The sequence below is a fragment of the Sphingomonas sp. Leaf5 genome, from assembly GCF_001421155.1.
GTDB lineage: Bacteria > Pseudomonadota > Alphaproteobacteria > Sphingomonadales > Sphingomonadaceae > Sphingomonas.
This window is the reverse complement of record NZ_LMJZ01000004.1, coordinates 82,666-106,642: the sequence shown is the minus strand read 5'-3', so window position 1 is coordinate 106,642 and position 23,977 is coordinate 82,666. Positions and strand designations below refer to the sequence as shown.

Sequence of the window (23,977 nt, the reverse complement as noted above, 5' to 3'; positions counted from 1 at the left end):
CCTTCGCGGGGGTACGGAAAGGGGTGAGGGATCACTCCCCCAACACCGCCGGTGCATCGACCATCCGCACCGGCACCCCGCCGCGAACGTTGCGCATCGTCACCAGCTTCACGGCTTCCAGCGCGTTGCCCGGCGCGCCATCGCTGGTCACCGCCAGCGACAGAACATTGCGCCCGCGATGGTTCAGCACGCCCTCGGGCACGACGAAGGTCCGCTGCGGCCCGACATGGGCGATGAACTGCCCCATGTGCCAGCCATTGACGAACACCAGCACCCGGTAATCGACCGGCGATCGCGGAACCGAGGCATCGCCGAACGACACCCCGATCGTCGCATCCTGCCCCTTGGGCACGTTCAGGTCGAAACGGGTCCGATACCAGCTGGTCCCCGCCGGTGCCGAGGTCGCCGGCAGCGACACCTTCGCCCAGCGCGCATCGTCGAATCCCGGCAGATGCCAGCCCATCCGCTCGCCAAATTGCCCGCCATTATTGGCGACACCGCGGACGGGATCGACGATATCCTCGCCGCCCTGCCGCCCCTGAATCTTCCACGCGACGGGAATGGCGAAGGAGTCGCCCGCCTGCTTCTCGACCGATGCCGATACCAACCCGCGCGCTTCCTTGTGGAAATCGTCGGCGTCGAGATCCCAGTTATGGCCGTTGTTGCGCAGCATCACCGACAGGATATGCTCGCCCGGCGTCCGCGCCGCATCCGGAAGGGCGATCGTCGCCGTCCCCGTCGTGATCGGTCGCGGCAGCCCGCCGGGCAGTTCGTCCTGCCCGATCAGCTTCCCGTCGAGGAAGACCTGCACCATCCCCGATCCGCCGGCCCCGTAATACAGCCGCAACCGTTCGGCATCGGGCGTGCCGGTGAAGCGCCCGCGATACCAGACATCGCCCTCGTGAAAGCCATAGGCGTCCATCAGCATGTTCGGTTGCCCATCGGGCCGCGCGGTGATGCTGGCATAGGCGCGATTGTCGATCGCCTGCCACTGGCTGTCGTCGAAGCCCGGTTCCGCCTCGGGCGTGCCGGGTGCCATCCGCCAATCGCCCAGCACCGGCAGCGTCACCGCCGCCGGACCGGGCAGGGCGCTACGGGCAACGACGCTCCCCGCACTCCCGACACCGGTCGCGACCCGCACGCCATTCCACGTCACCGACCGGGCGACCTTGGGTGCCCAAAGCTCCAGCGGCGTCGCTTGCTTCGTATCGCCCGCCAGTGCCAAGACCGATCCACGCAACTTCGCCGACCGCACCAGTGCCGGCCCGCGCACCAGCACGTCGCCCGACTTCCAGAATGTCGCGACCTCGGCCTCATCGCCGATCAGCAGCGTCATCGGCGGCCGTCCGCCCCCCGACACCTGCACCCGCGCCAAAGCACCATGGGTATAGTCGAGCCGCAAATCGCCCGTCGCCGCATCGAACGCCGACCGCACCTCACCCGCGATCACGCGAACGGTCGGCGCACTGGCATAGCGCAGCACCGTCGTCCCCGCCTCCTGCGACCGCCCGTACAGCAGCACGACATCGCCGCCGTCGATCCGCAGATGCGACTGCAATTCCGACGTCGCATAGACCAGCCGCTGCCCGCCCAGATCGACGCCCGCGACCAGCCATTTCGCATCGAACCCGTTCAGCCGCATCTCCGGCAGCGTATAGCGCCCATCGGGCAGGGCGGCGGTGATGGTGAAGCGGTCGTCGGTAGCCTTGTTCGACGGATTATGCGTCACCAGCAGGAACCGGGCGTCGGTTTCCGGCGACCTGTTGTGATAGACCTGGATGTTCGGCGAGGAGATCGTCACCGGCCCCGCCGGCACCATCCCCGCCAGATCGGGCACCGCCGCGATCATGCCGGCCAGCGCCTTGAGTTCCTCGGCCTTCTCGCGCACCTCGCGCGCCTCGCTGAACGCGGCGCCATAATCATAGCTGGTGAAGACTACCGGTGCCGGCAGCCAGCCCCAGCTGGTTCCGCCGAACCCCATATAGAAGCTCTGGATGGCGATGCCGTTGGCTAGGTTGGTGCCATAGAACACCCGCTGGAACCGCTTGCCACGCTGGCGGGCGTTACATTCATACCCGCCGTTCGATCCCCAGTAATCGAACCAGCCGCCGCCGAATTCCGCCGCGAACCCCGGCGTGTTCGGACTGGCCGAAGCCCCGCCGCGTGCCCCGCCCGGACCGTAGAACCCCCAGTCGGGTGCCGCCGACCCGCGCGTGACCTTGCCACCGACGGTGCAGGTGCCGCCGGGATAGCCGTCGAACGCATACAGGTCGGGCGAACCCTCAACGGTCTTGGCCACGTTCGACCCGCGCGGCACCCAATATCCGTTGCGCCCCTGATCGTTGTGGAACAGCGGCACGGTGATCCCGTCCGCCCGCGCCTTGGCATAGAGGTGATCCATATACCGCCCCTGCGCCGGGGTGGTCAGCGCCAGTTCGTTTTCGATCTGGTGCAGGATCACCGTACCCTTCCCACCGTTGATCTGGTGGCGGGCAATGATCGGGTTGATCTGCGACAGCCATTCGTCGGCGGCGGCCAGATAGTCGGGATCGTCGGTCCGTGCCCGTGCCCGCTGGTTCTGCAACCATCCCGGAAAGCCGCCGCGCGTCAGCTCCGCATTCACATACGGCCCGGCGCGGGTGATGACGTACAGCCCCTCCTCGGCCGCCATGTCGAGCAGCCGGTCGATGTCGCGGATGCCCTTGAAATCGTACACGCCGCGCTCCGGGCTGTGGAACCCCCAGTCGAAATAAAAGGCGACGGTGTTGAACCCGCTCGCCTTCATCTTCTGCAACACGTCGCGCCACAGATCGGGGGAGGGCAGGCGGAACGCATGGACCTCGGCCGACCAGATGGTGAGCCGCTTGCCATCGATCATCAGCGACCGCGCATCAACCGACACACGCCCGAATTTCTGGACCGGCGCGGCCAGATTGGCGGTCGGTTTCGCGGTCTGCGCCACCGCCGGCGTCAACATCGACGCGGCAACGCCGCAGAAGAGCAGGCTACGCAACATGCCGGTCATGCCATGTGGAACATGGGCGTGAGCGGCCATTCGAGCGGCCGGTGATCGGCCTGCGTCTCCATCAGCGGGGCCATCGACTCCCACCATCGCTGCATGACCGGGTGCGCGGACAGGGTATCGCGCCGGTTATCCTCGGCCCGTTCCAGCGTCGCGAACAGCGCGCCGGTCTCCTCGTCGAGGAAGATCCAGTAGTCGGAAATCCCTGCCTCGCGCAGCAGCGCCGACAATTCGGGCCAGATCGCGTCGTGGCGCGCGCGATACTCGGCGGCCATCCCCGGCTTCAACTGCATCCGAAACGCGTGGCGCGCCATCGGCCCCTCCTGTATGTTCACTATGTGAACGTTATATTCAAAATATAGAATAGTGCGCACGTCGGGTCAATCGCTACGTGTCACCTTCGTCAACTTCGCCCCCGCCACATCCTCCAACCCGATCGCCGCCCGCCCGTCGCCCGGCGTGGTCAGTTCCAGCCCTTCGACCGTCAGCCCCCGCGCATGCCGGCACCACAGCCCCCATGCCGGCGTCGGTCCGAACATGCTCGGCTCGGGATAGGCATCGGCCAGCTCCGGCGGCATCGCCACCGGCCGTCCCCCGCCCAGATAGGAAAGGCTGATATCGCGCAGGGTTACGTCCTCGATTCGGTGCCCCGGCAGTCCCGCCAACGTCGCCGCGAACCGGTGGTCGATCCCCGTCGCCCGCAGCCCCTCGACCGTCACGCCCCGGATCGCGCCGACCCCGGTCCCCGCCGGCCCCCGCCGCCGGTCGCCGATCCGCAGGAACAGCGGGGCGGTGGTCACCTCCGCCATGGTCAGGTCGCGGACCACCACGTCCTCAATCACCCCGCCATCGACCGTCTCCAGCGCCAGCCCCCGCGACCGCTCGAACCAGCACCGCTCGATCCGGATTCGTCGGAAACCGCCATTGCTCTCGGTGCCCAGCTTGATCCGCCCGGTCACCCGGTCGCGGTCGGGGGCCAACTGCTGCGTCCGCCGCCGCGTGCCATCGATCAGCGTCCCCGGATCATAGCCCGACACCACGCAGTCGCGCACCGTCACGTCGCTGCACGGGATCGCCCGGCCGAGCGCAAAACTGCTCTTCAATACGATGGCATCGTCATTGGGCGTATTCACCCGGCACCGCTCGACCAGCACGTCGCGAACCCCGTCCAGATCGATCCCGTCGCGATTGGTATCGATGGTCAGGTCGCGCAGCACCATGCAGCTGCATCCGGTGGCAAGGATCGCGAAATGCCCGCTGCGCGTGATCGTCAGCCCTTCGATCCGCACGTCCTGCGCATCGACCATCGCGATGGCCTTGTTCCCCAATCCTGCCATCCGCGCCGCATCGGGTTCCAGCCGCGCGATCTCCTCGGCCGTCATCTGCCGCATCGACAGTGGTCGCTCGCCCGCCTGTTTGCGCCAGCGCGCACCCGGCCCGTCACGGGTCAGCCCCTCGCCATCGATCGTCCCCGGCCCGAGGATCGAGACCCGCGACACGCCGTCGCCGACGATCAGGCTGTTGTGCCAATGGCTGTGCCCGAAATCCTGATATAGCTGCTCGCCGCGATCCTCGGGCAGCGCATAGCGCCCACCGTCCCGCGCCGGATCGGCGGCGACGATGACTGCGCCCCGTTCCAGAACCAGCGTCACCTCGCTGGCCAGTCGCAGCGTGAAACACCGGTATCGCCCTGCCGGAACGACGACCGTCCCGCCACCCGCCGCCGCATCGATCGCGCGCTGCACCGCCGCCGTGTCGAGCGTGCGCCCATCGCCCCTCGCCCCGAACGCCCGCACGTCGAACCGCCGCGCGGCGTGGGCGGGAAAGGGCAGGGCGAGCATCCCCAGCAACATGGCGCGCCGGTCGATCAATTGCCGTCCGGCCGCACGTCGCTGCGCGCGCCACTCGGGACGATCGCCACCGCCGCCGGCAGTGGCGGCCGCGCCGGATCGAACCGCGCGGCCGTCACATGCGCCGCCATCCCCGGCAACGTCCGAACCCCCTCCGCAACGGCGCGCGCCAACAGCCACGCGCCGTAATTGTCATGGTGCGTCCTGTCCGACCCGCCATCGTTGAACGCCTGCGGACTGACCGCCGGTCCCAATGCTTCGTAGATCGCGATGCTGGCGGCGTTCAGATCGATCACCGCGACCCCCTCTTCGGCACCGACCGCCCGGACCGCCGCCGGATAGTCGCCGAGCGACGGCGTGATCCGTCCCGCGCCATCGAAATTGCGCCGTTCGGGACTGGTTACCAGCACCGGCGTCGCGCCGCGCCGCCGCGCCTCGGCGATATAGGCCTTCAGATACGCGCGATAGGTCGTCCCCGCCTCGACATAGGTCTGCGGCCACTGCGCTTTCTGGTCGTTATGGCCGAACTGGATGAACAGCCAGTCGCCCTTGCCGATCGTCGACAGCACCTTGTCGAGCCGCAATTCGGTCAGGAACGATTTCAGCGTCTCGCCGGATTCGGCATGATTGGCCACCGCGACCTGCCCGTCGAGAAAGGCGGGCAGCATCTGCCCCCAACTCGCCGCCGGTTCGGACGGTTGATCGGTGACGGTCGAGTCCCCGACAAGGTACAGTGTCGGCACCGCGGCCGGTTCGATCCGAACGGTGTGGACGGCCGCGTCGCCCAACAGTTCCAGCGTCAACCGATCGTCCCACGTCGGGCTGCCGAACTCGCGCGGCTTCAGGCGGACCATCGTACCGCCCGGCGCGTTGGCCGGCGGCGGTGCCAGCGCCGCCGTTCGCATATGGACGACGAAACTGCGTTCCAGCCGCTGCCCGGCGCGCGTCGCCACCCGGTCCAGCATCAGCCGTCGCGCTTCCGCCTTAACCGTCGTCGTCGCGGCCCGTTTGTCGCCGATGGTCAGCGTAACCCGCCAATTCCCTTCCGGCACCGCCACCGAGAACCGCCGTCCGCCACCGGGTTCATAGCCATAGCCGTCGCGATAGGGCCGATCGCGCTCGACCCGGATCTCGCCACTGTGTGGCGTGGCATCGTCGAGCCGATAGGTAACGGGCACCGCCGGTCCGGCGAGCAGCATCGCCAATGCCGCGATCACTTCGGCGCGACCAACGGATGCGGCGGCTGATTATAGGCGGTGTTCTGCCACGCGACGCCCAACCGATAGATCGGATCGTGCATCAGCGTCGCCCGCCGGATCGTCGTCGGGAAGGGGGTGGCATAGATCCGTAGCTCGCGATTATCCTCGCTGCGCAGGATCAATTCCTCGCGCCAGTCGCCTAGGATATCCGCCGAGAGCGCGGGCGTCGATTTCGTGCCGTTGTTCGACGTCGCCCCTTCGGCGATCAGCAGCGGCACCTCGGTTCCCGCCTGCCAATCCCATTTCGTGATCCGGTTGCGATCGAGCAATTCGCGCAACGCATCGCCATCCCACCAGATCGCGAAATTGGCGACCTTCGGCTTCGCACCGGGGATGACCTGTCCCTTCGCGGTGTACAACTGCGGCGTACTGGAATTCCAGTTCTCCTCGCCCGGATAGCGCGGGTCGATATCGGCCGACAGCCCGCGTCCGGTGTCTTTGGTCGCTGGCGTCGTCCACAGGATCTCGCCGGTTCGCGCGTCGAGCATCGCCGATCCGATCCCGCCGTTGCGCGGCACTTCCTCATGCACGCCGAACTTTTCCAATCCCGGTCGGGTCGGATCGAGATCGCCAAGGTGCATCGTGTCGCCATGTCCCAGCCCCGCGCTCCACAGCCCCTTGCCATCGTCGTCGATCGCCATCGACCCATAGACGATCTCGTCGCGACCATCGCCGTCGACATCGGCGACCGACAGATTGTGGTTCCCCTGTCCGCCGAACTTCGCATTGCCCGGCGCGGCGCTGTCGAACAGCCAGCGTTGCGTCAGCTTGCCGTCACGCCAGTCCCATGCGGCGACCGTCGAGCGCGCATAATAGCCACGCCCGAAAATGCCGCTCGGTCGCGTGCCATCCAGATAGGCCACACCCGCCAGAAACCGGTCGGAGCGGTTACCATAGCCATCGCCCCACAATGCCTGCAGCCCGGCGGGCGTGTCGCTGTCACGGGGCGGGGCATAGGGCTGCGTCGCCAGCGCGCGTCCCGTCGTCCCCTCGAACACGGTCAGATATTCGGGCCCCGACAGGATGCGCCCCTGCACTCGTGCGACCTTCCGCCCGTCGGGCAGGGTCGTGGCACCGGTCCGGTCGGCCTGCGGCAGCTCGCCATCCTTCGCTCGCCAGTCCGCCCGCGCGTCGCCAAGGATGCGGCCGGTGCCGTCGACCGTGCCATCGGCGGTCTTGACCATGATCTCCGCCCGACCGTCACCGTCGAAGTCGTACACCATGAACTGCGTATAATGCGCGCCCGACCGGATGTTGCGGCCAAGGTCGATCCGCCACATCCGCTTGCCCTCCAGCGTATAGGCATCGATCAGCGTCTCGCCGCTATAGCCGCCAAAGGCGTTATCCTTCGAAATGGTCGGGTCCCATTTCAGAATGATCTCATAGCGTCCATCACCATCGACGTCGCCGACGCTGGCGTCGTTCGCGGTATAGCCATAGTGCTCCCCCGCCGGCGTCACCCGTTCGCCGGGCACGTCGAGCGGGATCGACCAATAGCCCTTGTCCCAAACCGCGGCGTTCGCCGGTTGCTCACGCCTGCCGATCGTTTCGAGGCGATAGCGGGCGGCGGGCGTCCCGGTCCGGTCATGGATGCTCGATGCGCCGGTTACCCGAGCCGCGATCACCTTGCCATCGCGCAGCAGCCGGAACGCTGCGCCCGGGCGATCGGTCGCCAGCAGCCGCCACGACACATGGTTCCCGCCGCCGATCGCCGGGACCGCGACCAGTCCTCTGTCGAGTCGTTCGTACTGACGCGAGGGTGTTGCGGCCGTCCCCGGCGACGCGGCGATGGCACCCGACGCCACCGTCACCGCCAGCATGACCAAGATCGAACCACGCATCACCCATTCTCCCATCACCCATATTGTTTCACCATATGGACACAAATATCATATTGCGAAGATTTTGCTTTGCAACCCGTCCGTTCATGGGTACGTCATGTCCGAGCAAAGCGTATTTGATCGGCGACCGGGAACACCCACGCGCCGTGCCAGACAACAGGAGGGGTTTGCATGACGTCGTTCGCCAATATCCGTGGGATGCGGCTTCGCAGCGCCGCTTCCGCGCTCGCGCTGATCATCGCATCGGGCAGCGCGCCGGCACTCGCGCAGGTCGCTGCGCAAACGGGCAACACGACCGATGAGGTCCGCACCTCGCCGACCGATCCGCTTGACCAGGAAGCGGAAATTCTCGTCACCGGCACGCGCGCGTCGCTTCAGTCGGCCAATGCCCGCAAGAAGAACGCCGACACGGTCGTCGATTCGATCGTCGCGGAGGATATCGCCAGCTTCCCCGACAAGAACGTCGGCGAGGCGCTCGCCCGGGTAACCGGTGTCCAGTTGCAGCGCGACTTCGGCGAAGGCTCGCAGATCTCGATCCGCGGCGTCGAGCCCGACCTCAACCGGATCGAGATTAACGGCGTCAGCCAGCAATCGCCCGGCGGCGGTCGCAGCGGCGATTTCCGCGAACTGGCGGTCGAGCTGGTCAAGTCGATCGACGTGTACAAGGGTTATACCGTCGACCTGACCGAAGGCGGCATCGGCGGCACCGTGCGCGTCGAGACGCGCCGCCCGCTCGAACTCACCAAGCCGCTGTTCAGCGTGAAGGGCGAGGCGCAGCGCCTTAACCTCACCCAGAAATGGCGTCCGCGTTTCAACCTGACGGCGGGTCGCTCGGACCTGCTCGACGGGCGGCTGGGCGTGCTGTTCAACGTGACGCACAGCGTCGTCGACACGCGCGGTGATTCGGTCGCCAACACCAACTGGCAACGCTATCTCGATTTCGACCGGTCGGCCGAAAAGACCGTCGCCGATCCGGCCTATACCAATTTCGGCAGCTATGAGAGCTGCTCGGGTACGACCGGTGCGACGGCGGCACTGGCAACCGCCAATCGCCTCGCCTGCGAAAGCCAGTTCTTCGACTGGTCGCCGGGTTCGGTCCGTTATCGCAACAACGAACGCACCGACGCGCGCACCACGCTCGATTTCCAGGCGCAGGTGCAGCTGGCCGACAATTTCTCGGCCTGGGGTCAGGTCACGCTCAACTATCGTAACCAGAACCTGCGCGACACCAACTATGCGGTGAACATGGGCGGGGGTCTGGGAACCAACGGTCTGCAGGGCAGCACGCCCGACCTCACCCGCTACAATCTCGACGCGGCGCTTGCCAACAACGCCGCCGGCGGCGCTTCGCGCGCACGTCCCACCCAGTCGTTCGTGACGACCGAAGGGCATGTGCTGACAAGCTGGACGACCGCGCTGAACGCCGGCACGCCGCCGGGCACCGGTGTCGTCGCCAATTCAGGCGGGGCCAGCAACATCGTCGGCGTGCAGCGCCGCGACTTCAGCTACGACGAGAATACGCGCTATTACCAGACCGGGTTCAAATGGGACCTCGACCGGATGAAGATGGTGGTCCTCGCCTCGCGCGCCGAAGGCAACCGGGTGAACGAGACCAACCTCGTGTCGATCACCACCGGCGTTTCCGGCATTTCGGTCGACCGTCGCAATTCGGAAGGCCTGCCGATCCTGTCGTTCCCGACCGGGTTCGATCCGGCCAATATCGCGTCCTATGCCGACGCCACGCGGCGCGGCGCCAACGGCCAGTTGCTCGTCCAGTCGGGGCCGAACGTGCAGTATCGCCCGAGCCAGAACGATTCGTCCGAAGACCAGTTGAAGCTCGACGTCGACTATGACCTCGACTGGGGTTTCCTCAGGAGCATCAAGTTCGGCGGCCAGTATCGCAGCCAGGATCTTGTGGCCTACAACGCCGGCGGCGCACGCCTGCTGTCGCCGGCCGTCGTCGCGGTTCCGGCAGCCGGCATCGTCGCGCGGCCGGCGGTGTTCCAGTACAACAACAACGTGTCGCTCACCACGGTGATCGGCTCGCCCCCGGCGACCGGTCCGGTGGCTGGCGTCACCTACTTCACCCCGGCGCAGTATCAGGAGTTCCTGGCGGTCAACGGCGGCGTTACCGGTGGCGCTCCGCTGTTCGGCGGGATCAAGGCGGTCGACGGCGCACCGACCCGACTGGCGCAGCCGTTGTTCGATTTCGCCAACCTGTCGCGCAATTACGACCTGTCCGGGTTCAACCAGAACCGCGTGCGCGAGGCCGATGGCCTGCCGCAGATCCCGGGCTACATCATCAACGAGAAGATCGTGGCCGGGTATCTGCGCGCCAATTTCGGCACCGAGGTGTTCGGCATGAACCTGACCGGCAACGCCGGCATGCGCTACACCTACACCCGCGACGATTCGACCAGCAGCAACACGCGGCGTGAAAATCGGGTGCGGCCGGGCACCGGGGTTCCCGGCATCCCGGCGGTGATCGAAACCGTCACGACGGCGGTGCAGGAAGTCACCCTGTCGAACGACTATCACGACTGGCTGCCGGCGGTGAACCTGTCGCTGGAAGTGCAGCCCAACCTGTTCGTCCGCGCGACCTATGCCAAGAACCTCGCACGGCCGCGGCCGAGCGACCTGTCGCCGGCGGTCAACTGCGTGATCGACGTCGCCGACACCATCGCCGGCGAAGACACCTGCTCGGCGGGCAATCCGAACCTCAAGCCCTACCGCGCCGATCAGTACGACCTGAACGCCGCATGGTATCCCAATGCCGACACCGTCGTCAGCATCGGGTACTATTACAAGGACATCAAGAGCTTCGTCCTGCCGGCGTCGGTCATCGCCGGTGTCAACCTGTTCGGCGACGGCGTGCTGTACACCGTCCGTCAGCCGACCAACGGCTTCGGTGCGAAGCTGGACGGGTTCGAGGTCAGCGCCTCGACCGCGTTCACCTTCCTGCCGGCACCGTTCGACGGCTTCGGCATCAACGGCAACTTCACCTACAGCCGCGCGCTCAACAGTTCGCTGACCAATGTGGCGACCGGCGAGCCGCTCGACGCGTTCCCCGGTCTGTCGAAGTACACGTACAATGGCAGCGTCTTCTACGACAAGGACTGGCTGAACGCGCGCGTCAGCTACAACAAGCGCAGCGATTACCTGCTGTTGGCCGCCGATGCGTCGGTCAGCAACAACCCGGTGTTCCGGCGCGGCGAAACCTATGTCGATGCCAAGGTCCAGTTCCGTATCACGCCGCAGTACAGCATCTTCTTCGAGGCGCTGAACCTGACCAACGAACTCGCCCGCTCGTACATCGATGATGCCCGCGCGATCGAATATAGCGACTTCGGCCGCCGCATCTTCGTCGGCGCGCAGTTCAAGCTGTAATGCGACGGACCGGTCACCCCGTGCTGCGGCGCGACCGGTTCCGATATTCCCCCCCCTGTGCCCGGCTGCCGCGATGGTGGCCGGGCATCCTTTTGTTCGCGCTAGGCGGCTGTATCCATGCGCCGGCGGCAAGCGACTGGACGGTCGAGGCACAGGACCCCGCCGCCCGGGTCGAATTCACGTCCGACAGCATCGACATCGATACCGCGAGGGGGCTGACGCTGTGGTACGGACGACGACTGGCAGCGCCGGTGCGGATCACGTTCGATGCCACGGCGGTGTCGGCGGGCGGTCCGAACGATCAGGTGAGCGATCTCAACGCCTTTTGGATGGCGACCGATCCGGCGGCGATCGACCGGTCGGTTCTCGCGCGACCCCGCGATGGCCGGTTCGAGGCCTATGATATGCTGACCACCTATTATGTCGGTATCGGTGGCAACCGGAATACGACCACGCGGATGCGGCGCTATACCGGACGCGCCGGCGATCGGCCGTTGCTGCCCGAACATGATCGTGCCGATCCGCCCGCCTTGTTGCAGCCCAATCGCTGGACCCGGATCGCGCTGATCGCGGACGGAAACCGCATCGCGGTGGAACGCGACGGCCGCTCGCTCTTCACGATGACCGACCCCTATCCCTATCGCAGCGGCTGGTTCGCGATCCGGACGACGCAGAGCCATTTGCGCATCCGCCGATTGAAGATTTCCCGGCCCTGATCCTCGGAGAGACGACCATGCCGATCACCCGCCGCGGCCTGTTGGGCGCGACCATGCTTGCGACCGGGCTGCGCAGCCTGCCGGCCATCGCCACCGTTGGCGATCGGCGTCGACCGGTCGAAGCAAGGGCGGCTTGGGTCGAAAGAGCGGCACCGGCCGCGCACGCCGGCCAGACTTTCGGCATGGCATGGCCGCGCGGTCGGGTTTCGCCGCGGCAGGGCTGGACGGTCCGCGACGATGCCGGACGTGCGTTGCCTGCGCAAAGCTGGATCACGGCAAGCTGGCCCGACGGCAGCGTCAAATGGACCGCCCATGCCTTGCCCGCCGACATCATGCCGGGCGCGGCAGTCGTCGTCGCCCCCGGCCGCGCGACGCAACCCGCCGCGCCGGTGCGGGTCGAGGAGCAGGTCGACACCATCGTCCTCGCGACCGGCGACCATCGCTGGGAGATCGCGCGCAGCGGCGACGCGCTGGTCCGCCGCGCGACCTGCGGCGACCGGACCGTGCTGCGCGACGCGGGACTGGTCGCCGAACTGCGGCAGGGATCACTCGAAGGGCCGCGCCTGTCGCTGAAAGGCCATGTCGACCACGTCCGCGTCGAGCAACGCGGGCCGGTCCGCGCGGTGGTGAAGATCGAGGGCTATCACGTCGGCCCCGGTCAGCGCGTCCTGCCGTTCGTCGTGCGCCTCTACGCCTATGCCGGGTCGCAAGGGCTGCGGATCGTGCACAGCTTCGTCCATGACGTCGATCCGGCGGCATTGTTCGTGTCGGGGATCGGCTTGACCACCGCGGTACCGATGGCAGCCCCCTTGCACGACCGGCATGTCCGGATCGCGCTCGACGACGGGGCGATGTTTGTCGAAGCGGTGCGCCCGCTGACCGGGCTGCGGCGCGATCCGGGCGAGGCCACCCGTCTAGCGCAGATCGCCGGGCGAGCGACGCCGCCCGCGACGGCGATGGCGAAACCGGTTGGCGATCTGCTCGAACGGATTCCGGCATGGAGCGACGTGTCGCTGACGCAATTCTCGGGACAGGGCTTTACGCTGCGCAAGCGCACCGGCCCCGATCACGCCTGGATCGATGCGGGCGAGGGCGGCCGGGCACCCGGATTCGCTTATGTCGGTTCGCCGCAGGGTGGTGCCGCGATAGGTGCGCGCTGGTTCTGGCAACGGCATCCGGCCGAGATCGCGATAACGAACGCGGCGGCCGACCGCGCCGACCTGACGATGTGGCTCTGGTCGCCGCACGCCGGAGCGATGGACCTACGCCCTTATCGCGGGGTGATGGGGATGGAGCGTTTCGACGCCCAGAACGAAGGTCTGGCGGTAACCTACGAAGATTACGAGCCGGGCTGGGACAGCGCCACGGGAATCGCGCGCACCAGCGAATTGATGCTGTGGGCGTTCGCGGCGACCCCGCCGACCGAGCGATTGGAGGTGCTCGCATCGGTCGTCGCCGATCCGCCGCAACTGGTCGCCGATCCGGCCGGGCTGCACGCGGCGGGGGTTTTCGGCCATTGGAGCCTCCCCGATCGTTCGACCCCCAATCGCACCATTATCGAGGACCAGCTGGCCAATCTCGTCGATTTCTATGCGGGCGAGGTCGATCGGCGGCATTGGTACGGTTTCTGGAACCATGGCGACGTGATGCACAGCTATGATGCCGACCGGCATCAATGGCGCTACGACATCGGCGGCTTCGCATGGGCGAACAGTGAATTGTCCCCGGACCTGTGGCTATGGATGCAGGCGCTGCGCACCGGCGGCGGACCGGCGTACCGTCTGGCGGAGGCGATGACGCGCCATACCGGCGAGGTCGACGTGTATCATCTGGGCCGCTTCCGCGGGATGGGCACCCGCCACGGCGTCCAGCACTTCAGTGACAGCTCCAAACAACCCCGCGTCAGCAACGCCGCCTACCGCCGGATCTACTATTATCTGACGGCCGACGAACGGGTAGGCGATCTGATGCGTGACCTGCTGGAGTCGGATCGGACGCTGAACACCGTAGAGATCGGACGGAAGGTTCCCGGCGGCGAACGTCCGACCTTGTCGGCGGGGCTGGTCGAGATGTCGTTCGGGACGGTCTGGTGTTCGCTGGCCGCCGCGTGGCTGACCGAATGGGAACGCACCGGCGACCGACGTTGGCGCGACCGGCTGATCGCCGGTATGGACAGCATCGGGCGCCTGAAAAATGGCTGGATCGCCGGCAGCGCGCCCTACGATCTGGCCAGTGGACGGTTCACCGGGCCCGGCGACCGGGTATCGATATCGCACCTCAATGCGGTCTTTGGCGCGGTCGAGATCAATGCGGAGTTGCTGCAACTGATCGATGTGCCGCGCTACCGCCAGGCGTGGCTCGACTATTGCCGATATTACAATGCTCCCCGTACGGAATTTGAAGCACGGTTCGGGCCGCGTAAGGGATCGGAAAATCTTGCCGAAGCGCATTCGCGACTGACCGCCTTTGCCGCGTGGGCCGGAAACGATGCGGGCCTTGCTACCCGGGCGGCGAGCGAATTTTTTGCGGGCAAGGCTGGTCTTGGAACACGGCCCGGTGATCCCCGGCGCAAACTGTCCGGTGGCGTTGTCGAATGGCCGGGGGTCAGCACCAATGCCGCATCGCAATGGGGGCTCGCCGCGATCGAAAATCTGGCGTTGATCCCGGCGGCGATCGACGTCGGCAGTATCGCTATGTAGCGCGAAAATGGAGCGGAACGTCGTTCATCCGCCATGCAGGTGACTGCGTCCATCATCGAACGTTGCGCGGCTGTGGTGCGCGTGCTACCGGCCCGCGCTCAAACCATTGGGACGCGGTCTACATGACCAACTTCGTTGCCACTTCGGCGCGGTCCCCGCGCCCGTGATATTTTCCCGAGAGGCTTCCAGCGGAGCCACCGACCTTCCCGCCGAGGGATCGGGCCATCACGGCCCGTCGCAGTCGCTCGCCAAGTTGTCGCTCGGCGCGCTCGGCATCGTGTACGGCGATATCGGCACCTCGCCGCTGTATGCGATGAAGGAGACCTTTGTCGGGCACCACCGGCTGCCGGTCGATCAGGTCAATATCTTCGGTGTCGTCAGCCTGGTATTCTGGTCGCTGATGCTGATCGTGACGTTGAAATACGTCTTCATCATCATGCGCGCCGACAATAACGGAGAGGGTGGCAGCCTTGCGTTGCTTGCGCTGATCCAGCGCAAGACGGGCGGTGGGCGCTGGACGTCCAGCCTCGTCATCCTCGGCGTGCTGGCGACGGCGCTGTTCTTCGGGGACTGCATGATTACCCCGGCGGTGTCGGTGCTATCGGCGGTGGAGGGTCTGGCGACCGTCAATGCCGGGTTCGACCCGTTCGTGATCCCGATCGCGGTGGTCATCATGATCGCCCTGTTCTGGTTGCAGGCGGTGGGGACGGCCGGAGTCGGGCGTCTCTTCGGGCCGATCATGATTGCCTATTTCGTGACGTTGATCGGCCTCGGCGTCATCAACATCCTCGACCGGCCGGAGATCATTCAGGCGCTGAACCCGATCTGGGCGGTCCGCTTCTTTGCGCAGGACGGCGTGATGGCGTTTCTGGCGCTCGGGTCGGTCGTGCTGTCGGTGACCGGGGCGGAGGCGCTGTACGCCGATATGGGTCATTTCGGGCGGCGTCCGATTTCCATCGCGTGGCTGTACTGCGTGTTTCCGGCACTGATGGTCAATTATCTGGGGCAGGGGGCGCTGCTGCTCGAAAACCCCGCTGCCGCATCCAACCCGTTCTTCTTCATGGCGTCAGAGGATTTCCGTCTGCCGCTGGTCATCCTTGCGACGCTTGCCACGATCATCGCCAGCCAGGCGGTCATCACCGGCGCGTTCTCGGTGGTGCAGCAGGCGGTGCAACTCGGCCTGATGCCCCGCCTGCGTATCGAGCATACCAGCGCGGATGCGGCCGGGCAGATCTACATTCCCGCCGTGAACTGGGCGTTGCTCATCATGGTCCTGCTGCTGATCTTCGGGTTCCAGGAATCGTCGAACCTCGCCGCTGCCTATGGCATTGCCGTGACCGGGACGATGTTCATCAGCACCTGCATGATCGCGGTGTTGGTCAAGCGCGTCTGGAACTGGCCGGTCGCCGCCGTGGCAGCGTTCATGGCGATCTTCCTGTGTATCGACGGTGCCTATTTCGCGTCGAACCTGACCAAGGTTCCCGATGGCGGCTGGTTCCCGTTGCTGGTCGGGATCGTCGTCTTCGTCCTGCTCACGACCTGGGCCAAGGGGCGCAAGCTGATGATCGAGCGGATGCGGGAGTCCGCAATGCCGATCAAGGTCTTCATCCAGTCGGCGGCCAGTTCGGCGACGCGGGTCCCGGGCACGGCCGTGTTCATGACGTCGACGCCCGAAGGGGTCCCGCACGCGCTGTTGCACAATCTAAAGCACAACAAGGTGTTGCACGACCGGGTCATCCTGCTGACGGTCAAGATCGCCGATACGCCCTATGTCGATCCGGAAGTGCGGACCAAGAACGAGGATCTGGGGCAGGGCTTCCACCGCATGATCCTGAAATTCGGGTTCATGCAGGATCCCGACGTACCGGGTGCCCTGAAGGTGGTGGGTTGCTGTGGCGGCGATTTCCGGATGATGGACACCAGCTTCTTCCTCGCCCGGCAGACGCTGTTGCCATCGTCGCGGCCCGGAATGATGATCTGGCGGGAGAAGCTGTTCGCCTGGATGCTGCAGAATTCGGAAAGCGCGATGGAGTTTTTCCGCCTGCCGACCAACCGCGTGGTCGAACTGGGCAGCCAGGTCGAAATTTGACCGACGCGTTACTTCCCGCTCCCATCATCGTCACCGCCGTATTCCACCGCGAGGATCAGGCATGGTTCGAGCGGCAGCGTCGTGCTTATTTTCCGCCGGAGCGCAATGTGCTGGCGGCACACTGCACGATGTTCCATCATCTGTCCCCGGAATTGGGTGCCGAACTCAAACGCCGCCTGAACGCGGCGACGCGCGGGCAGGCGGCACCGGTCGCGCGGGTCGGAGGGTTGATGAATCTGGGTCGCGGAGTCGCCTATCGCATCGAATCGCCCGATCTCGAAGCGATCCGTGCCGATCTCGCGGATGCCTTCGGCTCGATGCTGATACCGCAGGACCGGGGCGGATGGCGGCCGCACGTCACCATCCAGAACAAGGTAGAGCCCGCCGAGGCCAAAGCCCTGTTGGCGGCATTGTCGGTCGAATTTTCGCCGCGACCGGTCAAAATCGTAGGTTTGGCAAGCTGGTGGTATCGCGGTGGCCCTTGGGAAGCACTTTCCCGCCACATGTTCGCTTGACCACGGCAATTCCCGTTCGTATAGGGCCGCCTCCCGACAGGAAGTGGCGGGGCGAAGTAGCTCAGTTGGTTAGAGCACGGGAATCATAATCCTGGGGTCGGGGGTTCAAATCCCTCCTTCGCTACCACCGTTCACGATCCGAAAACGTCGGAAATCCCCCAAATTTTCTGATTGAACGATTGGCAGTCGCGGAAACCCTTGCTGTGGTTTCCAGCGCGGTTTCCTAATTCAGCCCTTTTCGAGCTTTCCGATCGCCGATTGCGCCAGACGCAGGTCGCGGTTCAGGTAGTGGCGATCGAGGATTTCGTGGACGTCGCGAAGCGAGTGGCCGGTGACCGTTGCGATCTCCGGTGGGGTCGCCCCCGCCAGTGCCAAGCGGGTCACCACGGTGCCGCGCAGATCGTGGAAGGTGACGTCGCGGATGCCTGCTTTCGCGCACGCCTTCCCCCACGACGTCTTGAAGCCATCTCGCGTCCAGGACGTGCCGCGCGCCGTCAGGAGGATCGTATCGGCGCTGGGACGCTCGTCCTCCGGCAATGCGTCGAGCGCGGTCCTGGCGGCGTCCAGCGCGTCGCGGAGCGGCTTGCCGATAGGGATGATGATCCGGGTCGCCGCGCCGGTATCTCCGCGCCGGATCGATTTGCCTTGTGTGAGGCGAATATGCGCGCCGTCGTACTGCGCCCATGTCAGTTTCAGCAGGTCGCCCTGCCGCTGACCGGTCCACAGTGCCAAGCGTAGCGCCATGTGCATGTGGGGCGGGGCCTTTGCGTAGAAGGCGGCTTCGTCCACTTCGCTCCAGACGGCGGTGGTACGCTTGGCGCGGTACGTCGTGCCGCCGCGCTTGCAGGGATTGTACGGCGCAAGGCCACGATCGACGGACCATGACAGCAGACGGGCCAGCACGGCAAAGCTGTAATCGGCCTGCCGTTTGGATTTCAGCGCGCGACGATCACGCCAAGCCATGAATTCGCCGCGCGTCCGGGTGTCGGTCAGCGCGACGATCGGAAAGTCGCCGAATTCGCCGGTCACGATCTTCAGGTGGCGGCGGTAGTCCGCCTGCGTCGCGGCGGCCAACGCCCGAAAGTCCGATGAGTCGAGGAAGGCGTCGACCAGCGATTCGAGCGTATCGGTTCGAGCCGCGACCTTCGTAGCGACGGCCGAGTTGTAGCTGGCGAGGAACGCCGGGGTGCCGAATTTTCCCTCGACCCGCGGACCGCCGGCCCATGCGTAGTAGTAGATTTCGACGTGCCCGCTCGCGAGGCGTTTGCGGACCTTCTTCAGACCCTTCATCTTAACCCGCATGCTGCGCTTTCCATTTGTCGAAAGGGCTGGCGGGATCGGCGCTTGCCGTGCGGTGAATCACGACGATGCTGCCATCGGGCTTGATCTCGGTCCGCAGCACTTCCTGACCACACGCGACGACGGCACGCACCGCGCGCGTCACATCGATTTGGCGGAAGGGTACTTTCCGGGGAGCTTTGGAAATTCTGGTCATGCTGCTCCTCCCTCATTGGGCGTTGCGGGGGCTCCGACTGCTTGCGCGCACGCGGCTTCGCGAAGGCGCGTTCCCAGTGCTGCGATCTGGCGGCCCAGCTGATCGAGCGCGCCGGCGGCGAGTAGCAAGTCGTGGTCGCTGACCCCGCGCGCGACGGCGATCTTGTATTGCAGTGCGCGCAGGCCGATACCCAGCGCGTCGGCCAGGCGCTTTTGCTTCAGGTGACCCGCGGCGCGATCGAACATCACAAGGCGCGCTGCCTCCTCCCCGAGTGTGGGGGTGTTCGTGTTTTTACGAACAATCCGCCCCGCTGCGAGATCAGCCATTCGGCAGCTCCTTCACCTTGGCGAGGATGTTATTGACCAGCGTCACGGCATGGGGACGCTGATCCTTCTGGACATCGAGGAAGGCGTCGGGATCGAGCAGCCGAGTGGGTGACGTGCGGAACACTTCTACGGCGTCCTCGATCGCGGCGCTGATCGCGACTTCGGCGAGATCCACGGCGATCCGGCGATCCTCCATCGTCAGGCTCAGTCGTGCCGGCGGTGGTGCCGGCGGCGGGGCTGCGTCCGGATGGCGTAGCGCGTCCGCAACCTGCACGGCGCAGGGCGGACACAGGTCGCCGTCGATGCGCTGGTTACGCGCGGCGTTCGACAGGGCGAACCGTTCCCAGTCGCGCGGACGATGGCCATCGGCATCGTCATGCGTGACCTCCACGCCGCAGCGGTCGCAGGTCAGGCGGATCGTGCGCGTCGCGGTCATCGGCCACCACGGGTGCTGTCGAGCCGGGCGACGGGGCAAGGCCGAGGGATCGTAGAGTGCGTCTCTACGATTGCCGAATTTCGTTGCATGCGATCACCACATGGGAGGAGGTCGACGAGGAATTGGGTGAAGATCGCTGGCAAGGCAGAGCATGCCGCGACCACATTCGAGCCGAACGTTGGCGTGGATGCCGTAGACGCAGAGGACGTCGCAATGCTTTCCCCGCGGCCCGAGGCCGAGGAAGACCGCGCGGTCGCCGGTCGCAACGCTGCCGGGTCGCCGTTTGCGGGGCACCTCACCGCGTCCCCCGTGCGTCTGCGATCAGCTTGGCGATCAGGACCGGGGCCAGCAGCATCGCCAAGACGACCGCCAACACCATGCCGACCACCCGGAGGATGCGACCGCGATGGGTAGGGGCCGGCTTCACATGCCGTCTCCAGCAGGATTGCAGCGGGTGCAGCTTGTCTTCGTCGCCCATGCGACCGGTGCATCGTCATGGGTCGAAGCGCCGCAGCCGCGACAGATTCGCGGGTGCCGATCCGGACCGGTATGCGCGAGCTGCCAATAGACCGCTGCATCGAACGGCATCACCGCTGCGATGGCATCGATCGTTGCCGGCCGGCGGGCGGTGGCACCGCGCAGCTCCAGCGCCTGCACCACCAGCAGCATCGTCGTCGCGACGTGCGTCAAACGTTCGTCCGGCTTGCGAGGCTGGGTCGCGAGGTACAGCGTCGCCATCCGCTGCGCCAGGTCGTGCACCGACAACCCCGCCGCTTTCCGCCGCAACATCAGATATCGCGATGGCGATAGCGGACGCGGATCGGCGCGACGGGGCAGCGGCGCGCGACGGGTGGCGGTCGAGAAGTCATGACGGTGCAGCAAGGTCTGTCTCCTTTTCAGGCAAAGCCGGGGCGGTCCCGACGGCAGGGGTGCAGCCGGGTCGTTAAGTCGGGGGAGGGGGGGGCGCGGCGTCGCCGCCGCGCAGGATCAGTCGCTCACGTCGCTGGCCGCCGAGGTCAGCGGCCCGTCGTCATTCGCGGGCAGACGGGTGTCGTCGTTCGCCGGCTTGGCGCGCTTCGGCCCCAGATTGCGGTTGCCATAGGGCAGATGCACCCCGGCGCGCGGCATGGCACTGGGTACGATCGTGCGGACGATCGCCAGCTCCACGACGAAGGTGTGGCCGCAGTCGATATTGTCGCAGCGATAATCGGCCTCGCGGACCAGCGCGCTGATCTGTTCGGACGAACGGATGATCGCCCGCGTGCCGCAATGCGGACACGGGACGAGCGGCGAACGTTGTTTCTTCACTTGCCACCCCCGTGGTGACCCGGCCCCGCGCCGGGCATTCGAAAACTGCGGACGCAGCGCTTCAGCGCCGCAAGCACCCCTTGCGCCTGATCGATCTCGATCAACGCGCGGAGCGTATCGTTGTCGCTGTGCCCGGGCTGGGTCAGCATCGATGTGGCGGCGATCGCGTCACCATATTCGCGCGCGGTCTCGGCCAGTTTGCTGGCGAGGGCGCGGCGGCAGGCATTGTGTTCGCCGATCGCGAAGTCGAGGGACGCGGCATAGGCGTCCAGCAACGGCGCATGATCGCCCCCGGCCGCCAGATAGGCGGCGTCCAGACCAAGCGCCTGCGCCCAGTTCGGGCAGCTGGTCGTGCGTTCGTCCGACCAGCTGCGCACCGCCGAGACGGTTCGCGCACCCGCAGCGACCTTCGCCGCGCGCCAACCGAGAAAGTCACCGATCTTCTTGACCGCTGCGGCCGAACTGTCGGGGGTGCGGAGCAGCGTCATCGCGCGACCGTCCGGCATTCGGCGGTGGCCCATGGCGGCGCCCGCCGATCACAGACCGCTCCGCCGTACGAAGCTGCGCCACAGGCGGCGAGCGCCAGCGACAGGGCGACGGCTGCCCATGCCCGACCGGAATGGAAAATGGCGCGGCGATTCGATGCGACGATCGCCGCGCCAGTGGCTACGTCGCCGGGGAGATCGGCACACGACGCAGGGGAACGGGAAGGGGGGAACCGATCAGACACGCGCATCATCAGTCTCCGCGCACCGCACCGGCGATCCGCCGCCGCGCTGGGCGATGTCGTCCAGCTCGCCGTCCTTCAGGTCGAGCAGGATCGCGATCCGGTGCGATTGGCCACGCGCGCAGCGGCGGCGGCCTTCGAGGATCGAATAGACCAGCTTCGGCGCGAAGCCATGCCGCTGCGCCCAGTCGCTGATGCTCAAACCCGTGGCGAACAGCCGGGCGCGAGCGGCAGCAACCCGTGCAACGTCAATGACGGGGGAGACAGAATCGGTTGGCATGTGCCATGCCTCGTTTTTGCAGAATGTAGCAGAATGATTGTCGAAACTGTCAAATGAGTCAAGCCGATTTAGACAATAAACTCAAAATCGGCGAACGCATTCGTGCGGAGCGCAAGCGCCTGGGCTACAACCAAACCGATTTTGCTAATGCGGCGGGTATCGAACTGGCAACGCAAAGCCGTTACGAGACCGCCAAACAGCGACCCAAGCTGGACTACCTGTTTTCGATCGCGTCGTTCGGTGCAGACACGCAGTTTATTCTGACAGGACAGCGCAGTAGCGGCGACGCACTAACGAGCAAGGAAGCCGCTCTCATCGATCATTACCGTTCAGCCGGTCCCTCGACGCAGGTGGCGGTTGAATACCTTCTTGCATCGGCCGTATCGCCAACGAACCTACCGGACGTTCTCGTTAGCCTTCCTAGTGAAGATGCATTGGCCCGCATGTTTCAAGCGATGCTGCTACCGCTCGATCTGGGCGACGCTCTCGAAGAAACCGCAAGAACGTTCGCTCAGCAACTTCCAGCCTCGCTCGACGCAGCCGGACCCGGTCATCCGCCACAGTACCCGGCAGCAACCCCCGCTCCCGACACGCGGTCTCCAACGAGCGCCAAGCCTCATCCCGCGTCCTAGCCAGCACGGCGCACATAACCTCGCAAGCTGAACAACCCATCTCGCACCCCGGTGCCGATCGAAAAACTGGCTTGTTCACTACCGCCCCGCATGTTCCGTATACGTTCTCGTACGGGGCGGGCGATCTTGTAGGAAAGTGATTACAGCGGATGGCCTTATCTGAAGGGCTATCAGCGCGGCCTTGCTGAGGGGCTAGGTGCAAATGTGCGACAAAGGAAGGTAAATAGCGTGAACGTTGTATTTGATGTCGAGGAAGCGGAACGGTTCTTCGATCCAACAAGCGACCCAGGGTTCGTTTACCTTCTGTGGGATCGTGGTCGCTTCAAGCTAGGCAAGACTACGAATCCCGTTCATCCAATGAAAGTCGCTCGAACCTGGATACCCGACATTCAAGTGATCGGCATGAAGCAAGTAGACCTTTAATCCGGCACTGTTTTTTGATCGTTCAAAGAGTTGCAATGTTCCGGTAGATTTCTTGTGTCGAAAACCCCAGAAAATCCGTCAGCATCACCCGTTAACGACGTAATTCTACCGTCAACCAAATGCACAGTCATAGACTGCCACGGTCCTGGAAGGCTTCCTAAGCAACCCGCGCCGAGCCGTCGAATGGGGTGATTCGTATCGTCTTTGTCGTTCTCGCATATATGCGGTGTAGCAGTGCCAAATTGTAACGCGAGGGCAACACCTACGGCTGTCCTTAAATTTGCCTGCTTATTCTTTGGTACGTTTTCATTTATGAATAGCGCAACATCTACATGCGCTTCTTCACCAAACTCTGGAAGGCTTCGCAGTTCAACACGATACTCGTCACCATTTATCTGTAAGTTACTCGCAACAGCTTCTTTGTAACCGCAATAATACCGTTTTTTTTCTAGTGGGATTTGTTCTGGGGCTATCCTCTCAAACAGTCGCGCGTTACCGCTCGCAGCGATCTTGCAGCCAATCCGATGGACATCAGAGGCTTGAGGTGCAAGCCGCCTCAAAACTGCGGATTGATGAGACGCTCCATCGGCGGCCCGCTTACCGAACTCCCACAGCTTTTCATTTGCTTGAATATTGCCTAGGAACAGCTGAGGATAAATCAGACAGCGCGCTACCACATCTGTTGCACCAATAACGATCGCCATGCTAGCGCATATCCTCTAGCGCAAACCTTTCCACCTTAAGCGAGTCGACCAGGCGAACTTGGGTGGAGCCTCTAGTTGCTACGTATCCCCATTCACCGTCAGTTACCGTTATTGCATACGTCATATCGCCCGCTGCCCACAGCATTACGACTGCGTCGCCCCCGTGCCAGCTCAGTTCCGGGGGGGTGTAATTAAACCGTTGAAGCCGGACTAGTATCTCCTCCGCAGAGTTTATAGCTGCTTCTTCCATGAGCTCGTCGCCAAGGTC

General features: G+C 65.1%; 21 protein-coding genes and 1 tRNA gene. 7 read left to right on the top strand and 15 right to left on the bottom strand.

The features are described from left to right. Window positions 1–31 precede the first annotated feature (31 nt). From ASE50_RS05415 to ASE50_RS05395, 5 genes are all read right to left on the bottom strand, one after another. Entirely contained in the window at window positions 32–3,025 is a 2,994-nt protein-coding gene (locus ASE50_RS05415) for a glycoside hydrolase family 35 protein (protein WP_235512186.1), read from the bottom strand. Further along, window positions 3,022–3,336, bottom strand: a complete 315-nt coding sequence (locus tag ASE50_RS05410) for an L-rhamnose mutarotase (RefSeq protein WP_056396727.1) — start codon at window positions 3,334–3,336, stop codon at window positions 3,022–3,024. Before ASE50_RS05410 ends, ASE50_RS05415 begins: the two co-directional genes overlap by 4 nt. A gap of 66 nt (window positions 3,337–3,402) precedes the next feature. Further along, a complete protein-coding gene (locus ASE50_RS05405) occupies window positions 3,403–4,890 on the bottom strand; it encodes a glycoside hydrolase family 28 protein (RefSeq protein ID WP_414881815.1) in 1,488 nt (495 codons plus the stop codon). Next, window positions 4,890–6,071 carry a rhamnogalacturonan acetylesterase gene (locus ASE50_RS05400; RefSeq protein ID WP_056396830.1) on the bottom strand — a complete coding sequence of 394 codons (1,182 nt, stop codon included), beginning with the start codon at window positions 6,069–6,071 and terminating at the stop codon, window positions 4,890–4,892. The genes ASE50_RS05405 and ASE50_RS05400 overlap by 1 nt, the downstream gene beginning before the upstream one ends. Window positions 6,072–6,085: 14 nt before the next feature. Next, window positions 6,086–7,972, bottom strand: a complete 1,887-nt coding sequence (locus ASE50_RS05395) for a rhamnogalacturonan lyase (RefSeq protein WP_162236160.1) — start codon at window positions 7,970–7,972, stop codon at window positions 6,086–6,088. A gap of 171 nt (window positions 7,973–8,143) precedes the next feature. Here ASE50_RS05395 and ASE50_RS05390 point away from each other — a divergent pair, with 171 nt between their 5' ends. The 6 genes from ASE50_RS05390 (at window position 8,144) to ASE50_RS05365 (ending at window position 17,505) form a co-directional block, all read left to right on the top strand. Then, entirely contained in the window at window positions 8,144–11,359 is a 3,216-nt protein-coding gene (locus ASE50_RS05390; protein ID WP_082438817.1) for a TonB-dependent receptor, read from the top strand. A gap of 92 nt (window positions 11,360–11,451) precedes the next feature. Further along, window positions 11,452–12,075, top strand: a complete 624-nt coding sequence (locus ASE50_RS05385; protein ID WP_235512182.1) for a DUF6250 domain-containing protein — start codon at window positions 11,452–11,454, stop codon at window positions 12,073–12,075. 17 nt (window positions 12,076–12,092) lie between these two features. Then, complete coding sequence (locus ASE50_RS05380) at window positions 12,093–14,774, top strand: hypothetical protein (RefSeq protein ID WP_056396718.1); 2,682 nt, start codon at window positions 12,093–12,095, stop codon at window positions 14,772–14,774. 163 nt (window positions 14,775–14,937) lie between these two features. After that, window positions 14,938–16,863, top strand: coding sequence for a potassium transporter Kup (locus tag ASE50_RS05375; RefSeq protein WP_235512180.1), 1,926 nt, complete (start codon window positions 14,938–14,940; stop codon window positions 16,861–16,863). Further along, window positions 16,860–17,378, top strand: coding sequence for a 2'-5' RNA ligase family protein (locus tag ASE50_RS05370; protein ID WP_056396715.1), 519 nt, complete (start codon window positions 16,860–16,862; stop codon window positions 17,376–17,378). The genes ASE50_RS05375 and ASE50_RS05370 overlap by 4 nt, the downstream gene beginning before the upstream one ends. 50 nt (window positions 17,379–17,428) lie before the next feature. Beyond that, a tRNA-Met gene (locus ASE50_RS05365) sits at window positions 17,429–17,505 on the top strand. A gap of 101 nt (window positions 17,506–17,606) precedes the next feature. Here the strand turns inward: ASE50_RS05365 and ASE50_RS05360 are convergent. The 9 genes from ASE50_RS05360 to ASE50_RS05330 form a co-directional block, all read right to left on the bottom strand. Beyond that, window positions 17,607–18,680 (bottom strand): tyrosine-type recombinase/integrase, encoded by a 1,074-nt coding sequence (locus ASE50_RS05360; protein WP_056396712.1) that lies wholly within the window; start codon window positions 18,678–18,680, stop codon window positions 17,607–17,609. Further along, window positions 18,670–18,873, bottom strand: a complete 204-nt coding sequence (locus ASE50_RS18155; protein ID WP_082438816.1) for a hypothetical protein — start codon at window positions 18,871–18,873, stop codon at window positions 18,670–18,672. The genes ASE50_RS05360 and ASE50_RS18155 overlap by 11 nt, the downstream gene beginning before the upstream one ends. Continuing rightward, entirely contained in the window at window positions 18,870–19,199 is a 330-nt protein-coding gene (locus ASE50_RS05355) for a hypothetical protein (RefSeq protein WP_156347315.1), read from the bottom strand. Before ASE50_RS05355 ends, ASE50_RS18155 begins: the two co-directional genes overlap by 4 nt. Further along, window positions 19,192–19,635: a hypothetical protein gene (locus ASE50_RS05350; protein ID WP_056396706.1), complete on the bottom strand. Its 444-nt coding sequence runs from the start codon at window positions 19,633–19,635 to the stop codon at window positions 19,192–19,194. The genes ASE50_RS05355 and ASE50_RS05350 overlap by 8 nt, the downstream gene beginning before the upstream one ends. A gap of 295 nt (window positions 19,636–19,930) precedes the next feature. Further along, window positions 19,931–20,062, bottom strand: coding sequence for a hypothetical protein (locus ASE50_RS19600; protein WP_268794916.1), 132 nt, complete (start codon window positions 20,060–20,062; stop codon window positions 19,931–19,933). Then, a complete protein-coding gene (locus ASE50_RS05345; protein ID WP_056396704.1) occupies window positions 20,059–20,517 on the bottom strand; it encodes a hypothetical protein in 459 nt (152 codons plus the stop codon). The genes ASE50_RS19600 and ASE50_RS05345 overlap by 4 nt, the downstream gene beginning before the upstream one ends. A 105-nt stretch (window positions 20,518–20,622) precedes the next feature. Continuing rightward, the gene (locus ASE50_RS05340) at window positions 20,623–20,943 is read right to left on the bottom strand and encodes an ogr/Delta-like zinc finger family protein (RefSeq protein ID WP_056396701.1); all 321 of its coding nucleotides are present in this window, start codon (window positions 20,941–20,943) and stop codon (window positions 20,623–20,625) included. Continuing rightward, window positions 20,940–21,449 (bottom strand): hypothetical protein, encoded by a 510-nt coding sequence (locus ASE50_RS05335; protein WP_056396698.1) that lies wholly within the window; start codon window positions 21,447–21,449, stop codon window positions 20,940–20,942. The genes ASE50_RS05340 and ASE50_RS05335 overlap by 4 nt, the downstream gene beginning before the upstream one ends. Before the next feature lie 216 nt (window positions 21,450–21,665). Then, window positions 21,666–21,950 (bottom strand): hypothetical protein, encoded by a 285-nt coding sequence (locus tag ASE50_RS05330; protein WP_082438814.1) that lies wholly within the window; start codon window positions 21,948–21,950, stop codon window positions 21,666–21,668. A gap of 53 nt (window positions 21,951–22,003) precedes the next feature. Here ASE50_RS05330 and ASE50_RS18505 point away from each other — a divergent pair, with 53 nt between their 5' ends. Further along, window positions 22,004–22,582 (top strand): helix-turn-helix domain-containing protein, encoded by a 579-nt coding sequence (locus tag ASE50_RS18505; protein WP_156347313.1) that lies wholly within the window; start codon window positions 22,004–22,006, stop codon window positions 22,580–22,582. A gap of 419 nt (window positions 22,583–23,001) precedes the next feature. Here the strand turns inward: ASE50_RS18505 and ASE50_RS18500 are convergent, their stop codons facing one another. Further along, on the bottom strand, window positions 23,002–23,709 hold the full coding sequence (locus tag ASE50_RS18500; RefSeq protein WP_156347312.1) for a hypothetical protein: 708 nt from the start codon (window positions 23,707–23,709) through the stop codon (window positions 23,002–23,004). Window positions 23,710–23,977: the final 268 nt, after the last annotated feature.